We start from the raw sequence: 12,956 nt of genomic DNA on the forward strand, positions 1-12,956 counted from the left end.
CCCGGCATAGATCCCGAGTGACTGTTGCCACTGCAACGCCCAGCGCTGGGCGAGAATATTGGCGCAACTGGTCAGGGTGGCGGCCAGCACCAGACTGGCCAGCAGCAGGCTGTTGCCGGACAGGCGCAAACGCAGCGGGCCGATGCAAATGCTGTAAGCCGTCAGGATCACACTCGACATCAGCAGTATTATCAGCGCGGTGCTCAGTGTGGCACTGGTGCCAAGCAGCAACGCCAGCATCAAGGCGTTTGGCAGATTCGCCAGCCGGTTCATGGTGCGACCCCCAGCAAGGAGACCCGATGTTCGTCAAAGTAGCGCAGAGCGTCATGGATGGCATTGACCGTGGCACGTGAAGTGATGGTCGCTCCGGCCAGTTGATCGAATTGTCCCTGGTCCTTTTTCAGTGCCCAGCCTGCGTCGTCAGGTGCGGTGCGCGACTTGCCGGCAAATGTCGCGAGCCAGCTGTTCGGCCAATCGCCTATGAGCCCGCCGAGCGCTGGCGTTTCGTTCTGCCGCAGGGTTTTAACCCCCAGCAGTCTGCCGTTGGCATCGATGGCGACCAGCAGTTCGATAACGCCGGCATACCCTTCGGTCCGGGTGCGCAGCAACACTGCCACCGGTTGCCCGAGTCTGGTTGCCCGGTAACCCGCCAGCAGCATGCTATGGCTCAGGCCGGTTTCGGCCAATGGCAGTGGTTGTTCCAGAGGTTGATTGTCATAGGCATCCGGTGCGAGCACATCCAGCAGCTTGCGACTGTCGAGCAGGCGTTGCTCGCGGGCAATCTGCGGTGCACTGGCGTCCTGCACCACATAAGTCAGGCCGAGACCGGCGCCGACCAACAGCACAAGCGTCACGACAGAAGCCGCACGGTTCATGATTGCACCTGTGTCTGGCGAGTAGCGGCAAAACGCTCCAGGGCCGGTACGCAGAGATTCATCAGCAACACGGCAAACGCTACACCGTCCGGATAGCCGCCCCAAGTGCGGATCAGGTAAGTCAGCAGACCGACACCGACGCCAAACAGCAGTCGGGCCAACGCACTTTTCGCCCCGGACACCGGTTCGGTGATGATGAAAAACGCGCCGAGCATGGTCGCACCGCTCAGCAGATGAAACAGGGGCGAACCGTGGGAATCGGAACCCGAGCCGTTCCAGCACAGCAGACTAACCACAAACAGACTGCCCAGCATGCCGACCGGCGCTTGCCAGGCAATCACCCGGCGCTGCAACAGCACCAGCCCACCGGCAAGAAACGCCAGATTGATCCACTCCGCGCCGCGTGCGCCAAAACGGCCAAACGCCGGGTTGGCCTCGAACAGCTCATCCATGGTCAGGCTTTTGTTGATGCGCAGGCTATCCAGCGCAGTGGCCTGGGCCCAGGCGTCCGGCGCCTGACCCGTATTGAAGACTTGTGCAAACGCTGCCGGCAGATTCATTCCGTGCGTTGGCCAATGCGTCATCGGCTGCGGGAACAGCACAATCGCCAAGGCAAAACCGAGCATGGCCGGATTGAACGGATTCTTGCCGGTACCACCGTACAAGTGCTTGCCGAACAGCAGGCCCGAAGCGACGGCCGTCATGGTCAGCCACCACGGGCAATAAGGTGGCAGGGCAGCCGCCAGCAGGGTTGCGCTGACCACTGCGCTGCCATCGCTGAGCGTCGGTTGCAGAGGCTGTCGGCGCAGACGGGTGACGCCAGCCTCGATGAGTAATGCGGTGGTTATCGTCAGTATCAGGTTGATCAGCACGCCCCAGCCGTAAAACCAGAACAGCGCCAGCAGCCCCGGCAGCGTGGCCAGCAGCACCCGCATCATCGCCTGTTGCAGGCGATCATCCGATGCCTCAAGGGGCGACATGATCTTTTACCTGACGCTCGGCGTCCTGCAGACGGGCACGGGCCTTGTCGAGAACATCGCCGGGTGTGTCGGCGCGGCGCTCGAGTTTGCTCAGGTCGGCGCGGGCGTAGGCCAATTCTGTTTTCAACTGGCGGAGCTGGCTGTCGATCGGACGTTTTTCCACACGCACCAGATCCGGTACAGCCTGCTCACTTGAGGCTTCGGCAGCGTGAAGGGCCTGCTCGGCGTCACGCAAGGCCTGTTCCAGGGTGGCGATCTGTTCTGGCGGCGCTTCGGCAGTCTGAGCCTTTTTCAGTTCGGCGCGGCGCATGGCCAACTGGATTTTCGCTCGTTTCAAATCGGCGTCTTTCGCCGGAGCCGGAGCCGCAGTTGCTGTAGCGCTGCTTTCCAGTCTCGCCAGCGTCTGTTCCGCCGCTTCGAATTGCTGCTGCAACACGATCAGTTGTGACTGCTGATCGAAAGTCGGCGGATGGCCGAAGGCTTTCAACGATTTGTGCAGTTGTGCGCGGCTCATGGCGACATCGATTTTGGCTTTTTTCAGCGCGGCGTCGGCGCTCGCGGTTTTCTGCGTGCGGACACGTTCCAAGGCTGCCTGCACCGGATCGAGGGTTGCCACCGCCGGTTGCGCAGCACGTTGCGCCCGGGCCTCGCGTTCAGCCTGTTTATGTTGCTCCTCGCGTTGCAAACGGGCGTTGCGGCGTTCAAAACGCTGGCGTGCGTGATCGCGTTTGGCGGCGCGCGCGCGGTGCTCTTCAAGGCTGGAGGCCAGACCGCCGACCACCGGCAAGGTGCCGAGCGGCAGCGGGTGCATCTCGATGCAATCCACCGGACACGGCGCCACGCACAGGTCGCAACCGGTGCATTCATCAATCAGCACGGTGTGCATCAGTTTTGCCGCGCCGACGATGGCGTCGATCGGGCAAGCCTGAATGCACTTGGTGCAGCCGATGCACTCGGCTTCGCGGATGTACGCCACTTGAGGCGGTGCCGAGCCACGGCTGATGTCCAGTTCCAGCACTGGCACGTTCAGCAGTTCGGCCAGCGCCGCAACGGTTTCGTCACCGCCCGGTGGGCACTTGTTGATCGGTTCGCCATCGACGATGCCTTGCGCATAGGGCTTGCAGCCGGGGTGGCCGCACTTGCCGCATTGCGTTTGCGGCAGCAGGGCATCGATGAGTTGAATCAGACTCATGTTTTGATCAGTCCACTGAATCCGAGAAAAATCACTGCGATCAGACCGGCGCCGATCAGGTCGATCGGCAAGCCGCGAAAGGGCAGGGGAATGTCGTTGTCTGTCGTGCGTTCACGCAAATCGTTGAACAGGCTCAGCACCAGCCAGAAACCCAGCCCGGCACCGATGCTCAGCGCTGTTGCTTGCAGCAGGCCGCGATCATTTTGCGCATTGATCAAGGCCAGCCCCAGTACACCGGCATTACCGAGCAACAGTGGCCACAGTCCGTCAAACGGCCAGTCAGGCTGCGCACGCGCCAACAGTTTCAGCAGCGGCGCGATCAGCAGCACGCTGAGCGGCAGGAACACGAACAGCTGCAGTGCCTGCAGTTGCAACGGAACCAGCAGCCAGTGCCAGAGCACGTAACCGAAAACGCCGACGCTCAGCATCAGGCATGAGGTCGCCAACCCGAGTGCATGCACCTGGCGCCGGTTACCGGCCAGCAACGGATCGACGCCCAGCGGCCAGTGCAACACGAAGTTGTTGAGCAGGGCGGCACTGATCAGCGTAAGCGCAAGTTCGGTCATGGTTCTGCCGGCAGCAACGGGCGGGTGTCATTCAAGGTTAGGCATTATCCGGCACCCGTGAAGGGTGGGCCAGATATGAAAAATCCCACAGGCCTGCAGAACATGCCTGTGGGATCGTTTTGGCGCAGGGCCTTACTTGATGCGTTGACCCGGCTTGGCGCCGCTGTCCGGGCTCAGCAGGTAGATTTCTTCACCGCCAGGGCCGGCTGCCATCACCATGCCTTCGGAGATGCCGAACTTCATTTTCCGTGGTTTGAGGTTGGCAATCATCATGGTCAGGCGACCGTCGAGTTTCGACGGGTCCGGGTAGGCGCTCTTGATTCCCGAGAACACGTTGCGCTGCTCATCACCGATATCCAGGGTCAGGCGCAGCAGCTTGTCGGCGCCTTCAACGTGTTCAGCCTTGACGATCAGCGCCACGCGCAGGTCGACGGCGGCGAAGGTGTCGAAGTCGATTTCCGGCGACAGCGGATCCTTGGCCAGTTCGCCGTTGCCCGCAGGCGCGGCAGCGCCGGTGTCGGTCTGGCTGGCGGTCAGGTCTTCTTTCGAGGCGTCAGTCATGGCTTGCACTTTTACCGGGTCGATGCGGGTCATCAACGGCTTGAATTCGTTCAACTGATGGTTGGCCAGTAACGTGGTGTGGTCATTCCAGGTCAGCGGGGCGACGTTGAGGAACGCCTCGGCGTCGGCGGCCAGCAGCGGCAGTACCGGCTTGAGGAAAATCACCAACTGGCGGAACAGGTTGATGCCGGTGGCGCAGATCGCCTGGACTTCATCCTGCTTGCCTTCCTGCTTGTTCAGCGACCATGGCGCCTTGTCGGCGATCCAGGCGTTGGCGCGGTCGGCCAGGGCCATGGTTTCACGCATGGCACGGGCAAAGTCACGGGCCTCATAGGCGTCGGCAATGCTCGGCGCGGCAGCGAGGAACGCTTCGGTCAGCTCTGGCGCGGCATTGTTGTCGACCAGCAGGCCGCCGTTGCCCTTGTGGATGAAACCGGCGCAACGGCTGGCGATGTTGACCACTTTGCCGACGAGGTCGGAGTTGACCTTCTGCACGAAGTCTTCGAGGTTCAGGTCGAGGTCGTCGACGCCACGGCCCAGTTTGGCTGCGTAGTAGTAGCGCAGGTATTCCGGCGACAGGTGATCGAGGTAGGTGCGAGCCTTGATGAAGGTGCCACGGGACTTGGACATCTTCTGGCCGTTGACGGTCAGGTAGCCGTGCACGTTGATCCCGGTCGGCTTGCGGAAACCGGCGCCTTCAAGCATGGCGGGCCAGAACAGGGCGTGGAAGTTGACGATGTCCTTGCCGATGAAATGGTACAGCTCGGCGGTGGAGTCCTTGCCCCAGAACGCGTCGAAGTCCAGCTCTGGCGTGCGGTTGCACAGGTTCTTGAAGCTGGCCATGTAGCCGATTGGCGCATCCAGCCACACGTAGAAATATTTGCCCGGCTCGCCCGGGATCTCGAAACCGAAGTACGGCGCATCGCGGGAGATGTCCCACTGCTGCAGGCCGGCGTCCAGCCACTCGGCGATCTTGTTCGCGACGGCATCCTGCAGGGTGCCGCTGCGGGTCCAGGTCTGCAGCATCTGCTGGAAATCTGGCAGTTTGAAGAAGAAGTGCTGGGAATCCTTGAGCACCGGGGTAGCGCCGGAGATCGCCGACTTCGGATCCTTCAGATCGGTGGGGGCGTAGGTCGCACCGCATTTTTCGCAGTTGTCGCCGTACTGGTCTTCGGTGCCGCATTTCGGGCAGGTGCCCTTGATGAAGCGGTCGGCCAGGAACATTTTCTTTTCCGGGTCGAAATACTGGGTGATCGAGCGCTGGGCGATGTGCCCGGCGTCACGCAGTTTCAGATAGATCTGGCTCGACAGCTCACGGTTTTCTTCGGCGTGAGTGGAGTGGAAGTTGTCGAAATCGACCAGGAACTCGGCAAAGTCGGCGCTGTGTTCAGCCTGCACGTTGGCGATCAGTTGTTCCGGGGTGATGCCTTCCTTTTCCGCGCGCAGCATGATCGCCGAACCGTGGGCGTCGTCGGCGCAGACATAGATGCATTGATTGCCGCGATGCTTCTGGAAGCGCACCCACATATCGGTCTGGATGTATTCCAGCATGTGGCCAAGGTGAATCGAACCGTTGGCGTAGGGCAGGGCGCTGGTGACGAGGATCTTGCGTGGTTCGGACATGTGGGGCTTCGCTACTTGATGAAACGGAGGTCGGCCACTATAAAGCGCTGGCGCATATTTTTCACCCTGTGCACCTGTTTCATTGGATGAGCAGACAGAAAAGATCGCAGTCTGCGGCAGCTCCTACAGTTGTACGCCGATCTCCTGTAGGAGCTGCCGAAGGCTGCGATCTTTTCAGGTACGATACCCACCATCTTTTCCCAGTCTTGTTATCGGAGTTGCCCATGAGCGCCGTCACTCGCGCAGCGGTGGAAGCCGTCCTCAGCCAATACACCGACCCCTACCTGAATCAGGACCCGCTCAGCGCCGGTTGCGTGAAGCACATAGAAATCGAAGGCGAGCGCGTCAAGGTTCAGCTGGAGATCGGCTACGCCGCCGGCCTGTTCCAGAGTGGCTGGGCGCAGATGCTGCAACTGGCCATCGAAAATCTCGACGGGGTGGTCTCGGCCAAGGTTGAAGTCAACACCGTGATCGCCGCGCACAAGGCCCAGGCCCAGATTCCGGGGCTGGCCAACGTCAAGAACGTGATCGCCGTAGCCTCCGGCAAGGGTGGCGTGGGCAAGTCGACCACCGCCGCCAACCTCGCGCTGGCGCTGGCCCGTGAAGGCGCCAAGGTCGGCATTCTCGACGCTGACATCTATGGCCCGAGCCAGGGCATCATGTTCGGCATCCCCGAGCGTACCCGTCCCGAGATCAAGGATCAGAAGTGGTTCGTGCCGCTCAAGGCCCACGGGGTCGAAGTCATGTCGATGGCGTTCCTGACCGACGACAATACGCCGATGGTCTGGCGGGGGCCGATGGTCTCTGGCGCGCTGCTGCAACTGGTCACGCAAACGGCGTGGGGCGATCTGGACTATCTGGTCATCGACATGCCGCCAGGCACCGGCGACATCCAGCTGACCCTGGCGCAGAAAGTCCCGGTGGCTGGCGCGGTGATCGTCACCACCCCGCAGGATCTGGCATTGCTCGACGCACGCAAAGGCGTGGAAATGTTCCGCAAGGTCAACATTCCGGTGCTGGGCGTGGTGGAAAACATGGCGGTGCACATCTGCTCGAATTGCGGTCATGCCGAGCATCTGTTCGGTGAGGGCGGTGGCGAGAAGCTGGCGACGCAATATGGTGTGGAGTTGCTGGCCTCGCTGCCGCTGTCGATGCTGATCCGCGAACAGGCCGATGGCGGCAAGCCAACGGTGATCGCCGAGCCGGACAGCCAGATCGCCATGGTCTATCAGGAACTGGCCCGCCACGTCGGCGCGCGCATTGTCCTGCAGGAAGCGGCGACGCCGGCGATGCCGAATATCACCGTCAGTGACGATTGATCAGCGTCGTCCATTAAAAGATCGCAGCCTGCGGCAGCTCCTACACAGAGCTTTTCTGTAGGAGCTGCCGCAGGCTGCGATCTTTTGATCTTGCTTTAGATGCGCAACCCGCCATCCATCTCCAGAATCCGCCCGGTGTAGTAGTCGTTCTCGAAGATATACGCCGCCGAATGGGCGATCTCTTCGGGCTTACCCATGCGCTTGAGCGGGATACCCGAGGTCATCTTCTCCAGCGCTTCGGGCTTCATGCCCAGGGTCATCTCGGTTTCGATGAAGCCCGGTGCAATGCCCGCCACACGAATACCGTAACGCGCCAGTTCCTTGGCCCAGGTCACGGTGGCGGCGGCCACGCCAGCTTTGGCGGCGGAATAGTTGGTCTGGCCGACGTTACCGGCGCGGGAGATCGACGAAATGTTGATGATCGCGCCGCTATTTTTAAGCTCGACCATTTTCGCTGCGACTTCCCGGGTGCACAGGAACACGCCGGTCAGGTTGACGTCGATGACCGCCTGCCACTGGGCCAGGCTCATCTTGGTCATTTCGCCGTCCTTGACCTTGAGCAGCAGGCCGTCACGCAGGATCCCGGCGTTGTTGATCAGGCCATGGATCGCGCCAAAATCGGCCGCCACCTGGGCGACCATGTGTTCAACCTGTTCTTCATTGGCAACGTTGCACAGATAACTGCGCGCCTCGACGCCCTTGGCCTTGCAGGCTGCCACGGCGTCGTCGAGTTTTTCCTGATTGAGATCCACCAGTGCCAGCTTTGCGCCTTTGTCGGCGAAATACTCGGCCATGGAACGGCCCAAACCCTGGCAACCGCCGGTGATAATGATTACTTTGTCGTTGAGTTGCATTCGCATGCCCCGATAGCCGGTCTGAGTGGTTTTTGTTATTGGCGACGCTCGATCCGCACCGGTCGTGAGCCTGCACATGAGCATTGCCGATGGCGTGACCGGGACTTATCCCCAGGCGCCTGTCCGTTTTTTCGACGGATTCTATATAAGGAGTCATAAATTGAGCGTTGAAGCGGCCAAGAATGCCCGAGAATTGCTTCTCAAGGAATACCGTGGCGTATTGTCCACCCATTCCAAATCGATGCCCGGTTTCCCCTTCGGCTCGGTAGTCCCGTATTGCCTGGATGAGCAGGGCCGCCCGCTGATCCTGATCAGCCGCATCGCCCAGCACACCCACAACCTGCAGAAAGATCCGAAATGTTCGCTGCTGGTGGGCGAACGTGAGGCCGACGACGTGCAGGCCGTTGGTCGCCTGACTTACCTGGCCGAGGCGCAAAAACTTGACGACCCAGCCGCCATCGAAGCTGCCGCCGAGCGCTACTACCGTTATTTCCCCGATTCGCAGAACTATCACAAGGCTCACGATTTTGATTTCTGGGTGCTCAACCCGGTGCGTCATCGCTACATCGGCGGTTTTGGCGCGATTCACTGGGTCGATCAACTGACCCTGGCCAACCCGTTCGCCGGCAAGGCTGAAATCAGCATGGTCGAACACATGAACAGCGATCACGCCAAAGCCATCGCGCACTATGTCGAACTCAGCGGGCTGCCGAAAACCGTACCGGCACAACTGGCCGGGATCGACAGCGAAGGCATGCACCTGCGCATCGGTCAGGCGCTGTACTGGTTGCCGTTTCAAGCGCCTTGTCATACGCCGATACAAGTGCGCGAAGCCTTGGTTTCTCTGGCCCACGCCGAGGTCTGGCCAAAAAATGCAGTGGCCGACGCTTGAATTCACGAAAGGGCGACGTCATCTAATGCTTACTGCAAGGCATTTCTTGCGTTGAGGAATCTTTGATGCGCCCTTTTTTGTTGCTCTTTCTGCTGTTTCCGGTGCTGGAGCTGTTCGTATTCGTCAAAGTGGCAGGGGCTATCGGGTTTTTCCCGGCCCTGCTGCTGATCATTCTCGGCTCGATGTTCGGCGTGTTCGTGCTGCGCGTCGCCGGTCTGGCCACGGCACTGCGTGCCCGTGAAAGCCTGAATCGTGGTGAGCTGCCCGCGCAGACCATGCTTGAAGGCCTGATGCTGGCACTGGCCGGCGGTCTGTTGATCCTGCCGGGCTTCGTCAGCGATGTGGTCGGTCTGGTGATGCTGTTGCCGTTCACCCGCCGCCTGCTGGCGAACAAGATGCGCCAGCGCGCCGAAGAACAGGCGATCCGTCAGCGTGCGTTTGCCGACGACCTGCAACCTCGCGGCGGTCCTGCGCCGCGCCAGCCTTTGGGTCGTGAAGGCGATGTGATCGAAGGCGAGTTCGAACATCGCGACAGCAAGTAACCCCAGCATCGACACGGCACCTTCGGGTGCCGTTTGTTTATGCGCGGCATTCAAGGGGCAAATCGATGAAAAATTTTCTGCCCCCGCCCTTGTAATAAGCTTATGCGCCCTTATGTATCGGTCACCGAAAGGTTTCCGGCGTTTGAGCCGGACAGACTTCCGCGGTTCGCTCGACGAATCGCAACCGGCGCAGGCCGGATTCGTTAAACCCGCCGGGACTACACCGGCCGATGAAAACCACAATTAGGAGAGATCGACAATGAAGCTTCGTCCTCTGCATGACCGCGTCGTCATCCGTCGCAGCGAAGAAGAAAAGAAAACCGCTGGCGGTATCGTCCTGCCAGGTTCGGCTGCTGAAAAAGCCAACCACGGTGTGATCGTCGCTGCAGGCCCAGGCAAGACCCTGGAAAACGGTGAAGTGCGTGCGCTGGCCGTTAAAGTCGGCGACAAGGTTGTGTTCGGTCCTTACTCCGGCAGCAACACTGTGAAAGTCGACGGCGAAGACCTGCTGGTAATGGCTGAGAACGAGATTCTCGCTGTACTGGAAGGCTGATTTCCCCGCTCATTTTCCCGTTACTACAAAGTATTTAAGGAATATCGATCATGGCTGCTAAAGAAGTTAAGTTCGGCGATGCCGCCCGCTCCAAGATGCTCAAAGGCGTCAACGTTCTGGCTGACGCGGTAAAAGCGACCCTGGGCCCGAAAGGCCGTAACGTGATCCTGGAGAAGAGCTTCGGCGCTCCAACCATCACCAAGGACGGCGTTTCCGTCGCCAAGGAAATCGAACTCGAAGATCGTTTCGAAAACATGGGCGCGCAGCTGGTCAAAGACGTTGCCTCCCGTGCCAACGATGACGCTGGTGACGGTACTACCACCGCGACCGTTCTGGCTCAGTCGATCGTCAACGAAGGCCTGAAAGCCGTCGCTGCCGGCATGAACCCGATGGACCTGAAGCGCGGTATCGACAAGGCGACCATCGCCATCGTCAAAGAGCTCAAAGCCCTGTCCAAGCCATGCGCTGACACCAAGGCCATCGCTCAGGTCGGCACCATCTCCGCCAACTCCGACAACTCCATCGGCGACATCATTGCCGAAGCCATGGAAAAAGTCGGTAAAGAAGGCGTGATCACCGTTGAAGAGGGCTCGGGCCTGGAAAACGAATTGTCGGTTGTAGAAGGCATGCAGTTCGACCGTGGCTACCTGTCCCCGTACTTCGTCAACAAGCCGGACACCATGGTTGCCGAGCTCGACGGCCCGCTGATCCTGCTGGTCGACAAGAAGATCTCGAACATCCGCGAAATGCTGCCAGTGCTGGAAGCCGTTGCCAAAGCCGGCCGTCCACTGCTGATCGTTGCCGAAGACGTTGAAGGCGAAGCCCTGGCGACTCTGGTAGTGAACAACATGCGTGGCATCGTCAAGGTTGCGGCCGTCAAGGCGCCAGGCTTCGGCGACCGTCGCAAGGCCATGCTGCAGGACATCGCCGTTCTGACCGGCGGTACCGTGATCTCCGAAGAGATCGGCCTGAGCCTGGAAAGCACCACTCTGGAACACCTGGGTAACGCCAAGCGTGTGACCCTGTCCAAGGAAAACACCATCATCGTTGACGGTGCTGGCGTTGAAGCCGACATCCAGGCGCGTATCGCCCAGATCCGTGCCCAGGTTGCCGAAACTTCCTCGGACTACGACCGTGAAAAACTGCAAGAGCGTCTGGCCAAGCTGTCCGGCGGCGTTGCAGTGATCAAGGTTGGCGCAGGTTCCGAAGTTGAAATGAAAGAGAAGAAGGCCCGCGTTGAAGACGCCCTGCACGCGACCCGTGCAGCCGTTGAAGAAGGCGTGGTTCCTGGCGGTGGCGTTGCGCTGATCCGCGCTCTGGAAGCCTTGACCGAACTGACCGGCGACAACGCTGACCAGAACGTCGGTATCGCTGTACTGCGTCGCGCTGTTGAAGCGCCGCTGCGTCAGATCGCTGCCAACTCCGGCGACGAGCCAAGCGTAGTCGTCAACGAAGTGAAGAACGGCAAAGGTAACTTCGGTTACAACGCTGCTTCCGGCGAATACGGCGACATGATCGAAATGGGCATCCTGGACCCAACCAAGGTCACCCGTTCCGCTCTGCAAGCTGCAGCGTCGATCGGCGGTCTGATCCTGACCACCGAAGCCGCTGTCGCCGATGCACCGAAGAAAGAAGGCTCTGCCGGCGGCGGTATGCCAGACATGGGCGGCATGGGTGGCATGGGCGGCATGATGTAAGCCAGCCTTACCCCTGTAACGAAAAACCCCGCCTGCAATGCGCAGGCGGGGTTTTTTATTGCCTTCGATTTCATGTTGATCCTGAACCGAGGTGAGGCCATCGCTGGCAAGCCAGCTCCCACAGGTTTAGCGCAATCCCTGTGGGAGCTGGCTTGCCAGCGATGGCGTCAGATCAGCCGATACAAAGTCTGATTGACCTGACGCGTACCACCGTCGGTTACTGCTCGCTGACCTGCCCGGCTGATCAGCGGATGGTGACCCGCGATTCGCGTCTCTCGGCCAGCGCCTCGTCATGCCAGACTCCTGTAACGAAAAACCCCGCCTGCAATGCGCCGGCGAGGTTTTTTATTGCCTTCGATTTGTCGTTGGCGCTACACCGAGGTGCGCCCATCGCTGGCAAGCCAGCTCCCACAGGTTTGACGTAATCGTTGTGGGAGCTGGCTTGCCAGCGATGGCGTCAGATCAGCCGATACAAAGTCTGACTGACCTGACGCGTACTATCGTCGGTTACTGCTCGCTGACCTGCGCAGTGCTGTCCTTCCCAGGTTTCCAGCTCAACAACTGCTGTTTGAAACCATAACTGGCAGTCTGGTAATAGGTGATCGCCCGGCTGATCAGCGGATCATCGCTGGTCACCCGCGATTCGCGGCTCTCGGTCAATGCATCGTCATGCCGGCGCAAGCCCTGACGTGGGCTGAGGATGGCCAGATCCTTGCCATCGAACAGACCCAGATGCTGGTAGTTGCCGACCACCACGCGCGGTGGCAGCGGGTTGTCCTGCAACAGGTTGCGACCGAAGAACGTCGAGGTGTAATCCAGGTTCAGCAAGCCCAGCAGCGTTGGGGCCAGGTCGATCTGACTGGCCAGTTGCGCGCTCTCGCGAGCTTCGATCATTTTCGGCGCATAGATGAACAGCGGGATCTGGTAGTTGGTGATCGGCAGGTCTTCCTTACCGGCGCTGCCCGCGGTGTGGTCGGCGACGAAGATAAAAATCGTGTTATCGAACCACGGTTTCTGCCGCGCCTGCTCAAGGAACTGACCAATCGCGTAGTCGGTGTACTTCACCGCACCATCACGACCGTTGCCGGATTTGATGTCGATCCGGTTGTCCGGGTAGGTGTAAGGACGATGGTTGGAGGTGGTCATCAACTGCAACAGGAACGGTTGCTGTTTGGCGTAATCGGCATCCGCCAGTTTCAGAGTCTGGCGGTACAGATCTTCGTCGGCCATGCCCCAGGCGTTCTTGAAGTGGATCTCGGCTTCATCGACGCTGCTCTGGTCGACGACGCGATAGCCGTTGCC

12 protein-coding genes and 1 pseudogene are annotated in these 12,956 nt (G+C 60.2%); 5 read left to right on the forward strand and 8 right to left on the reverse strand.

Going from position 1 to position 12,956, the window contains the following annotated elements; genetic code table 11:
• The 6 genes and pseudogenes from DBR18_RS00370 to metG form a co-directional block, all read right to left on the reverse strand.
• Nucleotides 1-273 (reverse strand): annotated as a pseudogene (locus DBR18_RS00370) (NADH:quinone oxidoreductase); the annotation flags it as partial.
• A complete protein-coding gene (locus DBR18_RS00375) occupies nt 270-875 on the reverse strand; it encodes an RnfABCDGE type electron transport complex subunit G (protein WP_108588850.1) in 606 nt (201 codons plus the stop codon). The pseudogene DBR18_RS00370 and the gene DBR18_RS00375, both read right to left, overlap by 4 nt.
• On the reverse strand, nt 872-1,855 hold the full coding sequence (locus DBR18_RS00380) for an RnfABCDGE type electron transport complex subunit D (RefSeq protein WP_108588851.1): 984 nt from the start codon (nt 1,853-1,855) through the stop codon (nt 872-874). The genes DBR18_RS00375 and DBR18_RS00380 overlap by 4 nt, the downstream gene beginning before the upstream one ends.
• Entirely contained in the window at nt 1,842-3,047 is a 1,206-nt protein-coding gene (gene rsxB / locus DBR18_RS00385) for an electron transport complex subunit RsxB (RefSeq protein WP_108588852.1), read from the reverse strand. Before rsxB ends, DBR18_RS00380 begins: the two co-directional genes overlap by 14 nt.
• Complete coding sequence (locus DBR18_RS00390; protein WP_108588853.1) at nt 3,044-3,613, reverse strand: Rnf-Nqr domain containing protein; 570 nt, start codon at nt 3,611-3,613, stop codon at nt 3,044-3,046. The genes rsxB and DBR18_RS00390 overlap by 4 nt, the downstream gene beginning before the upstream one ends.
• Nucleotides 3,614-3,745: 132 nt before the next feature.
• Nucleotides 3,746-5,797 carry a methionine--tRNA ligase gene (metG, locus tag DBR18_RS00395; protein ID WP_098965356.1) on the reverse strand — a complete coding sequence of 684 codons (2,052 nt, stop codon included), beginning with the start codon at nt 5,795-5,797 and terminating at the stop codon, nt 3,746-3,748.
• Between the two features lie 224 nt (nt 5,798-6,021).
• Between metG and apbC the strand changes: the two genes are divergently transcribed.
• The gene (gene apbC, locus DBR18_RS00405; protein ID WP_108588855.1) at nt 6,022-7,116 is read left to right on the forward strand and encodes an iron-sulfur cluster carrier protein ApbC; all 1,095 of its coding nucleotides are present in this window, start codon (nt 6,022-6,024) and stop codon (nt 7,114-7,116) included.
• Between the two features lie 95 nt (nt 7,117-7,211).
• On the opposite strand, the gene DBR18_RS00410 is transcribed toward apbC, so the two are convergent.
• A complete protein-coding gene (locus DBR18_RS00410; RefSeq protein ID WP_108588856.1) occupies nt 7,212-7,970 on the reverse strand; it encodes an SDR family oxidoreductase in 759 nt (252 codons plus the stop codon).
• A 160-nt stretch (nt 7,971-8,130) separates the two neighbouring features.
• Between DBR18_RS00410 and DBR18_RS00415 the strand changes: the two genes are divergently transcribed.
• The 4 genes from DBR18_RS00415 (at nt 8,131) to groL (ending at nt 11,654) form a co-directional block, all read left to right on the forward strand.
• On the forward strand, nt 8,131-8,862 hold the full coding sequence (locus DBR18_RS00415) for a HugZ family protein (RefSeq protein WP_108588857.1): 732 nt from the start codon (nt 8,131-8,133) through the stop codon (nt 8,860-8,862).
• A 65-nt stretch (nt 8,863-8,927) separates the two neighbouring features.
• The gene (locus DBR18_RS00420; protein ID WP_108588858.1) at nt 8,928-9,404 is read left to right on the forward strand and encodes an FxsA family protein; all 477 of its coding nucleotides are present in this window, start codon (nt 8,928-8,930) and stop codon (nt 9,402-9,404) included.
• A 259-nt stretch (nt 9,405-9,663) separates the two neighbouring features.
• A complete protein-coding gene (locus tag DBR18_RS00425) occupies nt 9,664-9,957 on the forward strand; it encodes a co-chaperone GroES (RefSeq protein WP_003227685.1) in 294 nt (97 codons plus the stop codon).
• 50 nt (nt 9,958-10,007) lie between these two features.
• Entirely contained in the window at nt 10,008-11,654 is a 1,647-nt protein-coding gene (groL, locus tag DBR18_RS00430; protein ID WP_041068396.1) for a chaperonin GroEL, read from the forward strand.
• 507 nt (nt 11,655-12,161) lie between these two features.
• On the opposite strand, the gene DBR18_RS28565 is transcribed toward groL, so the two are convergent.
• On the reverse strand, nt 12,162-12,956 hold a 795-nt coding region (locus DBR18_RS28565; RefSeq protein ID WP_256588476.1), incomplete at its 5' end, for an LTA synthase family protein.

It is taken from the genome of Pseudomonas sp. HMWF021 (genome assembly GCF_003061005.1).
Taxonomy (GTDB): Bacteria; Pseudomonadota; Gammaproteobacteria; order Pseudomonadales; family Pseudomonadaceae; genus Aquipseudomonas.

Bases quoted from the DNA above. Each gene is read 5' to 3' on its own strand.
- DBR18_RS00375 (WP_108588850.1), bottom strand. From the start codon at position 875: ATGAACCGTGCGGCTTCTGTCGTGACGCTTGTGCTGTTGGTCGGCGCC.
- DBR18_RS00380 (WP_108588851.1), bottom strand. From the start codon at position 1,855: ATGTCGCCCCTTGAGGCATCGGATGATCGCCTGCAACAGGCGATGATG.
- rsxB (WP_108588852.1), bottom strand. From the start codon at position 3,047: ATGAGTCTGATTCAACTCATCGATGCCCTGCTGCCGCAAACGCAATGC.
- DBR18_RS00390 (WP_108588853.1), bottom strand. From the start codon at position 3,613: ATGACCGAACTTGCGCTTACGCTGATCAGTGCCGCCCTGCTCAACAAC.
- metG (WP_098965356.1), bottom strand. From the start codon at position 5,797: ATGTCCGAACCACGCAAGATCCTCGTCACCAGCGCCCTGCCCTACGCC.
- apbC (WP_108588855.1), top strand. From the start codon at position 6,022: ATGAGCGCCGTCACTCGCGCAGCGGTGGAAGCCGTCCTCAGCCAATAC.
- DBR18_RS00410 (WP_108588856.1), bottom strand. From the start codon at position 7,970: ATGCAACTCAACGACAAAGTAATCATTATCACCGGCGGTTGCCAGGGT.
- DBR18_RS00420 (WP_108588858.1), top strand. From the start codon at position 8,928: ATGCGCCCTTTTTTGTTGCTCTTTCTGCTGTTTCCGGTGCTGGAGCTG.
- DBR18_RS00425 (WP_003227685.1), top strand. From the start codon at position 9,664: ATGAAGCTTCGTCCTCTGCATGACCGCGTCGTCATCCGTCGCAGCGAA.
- groL (WP_041068396.1), top strand. From the start codon at position 10,008: ATGGCTGCTAAAGAAGTTAAGTTCGGCGATGCCGCCCGCTCCAAGATG.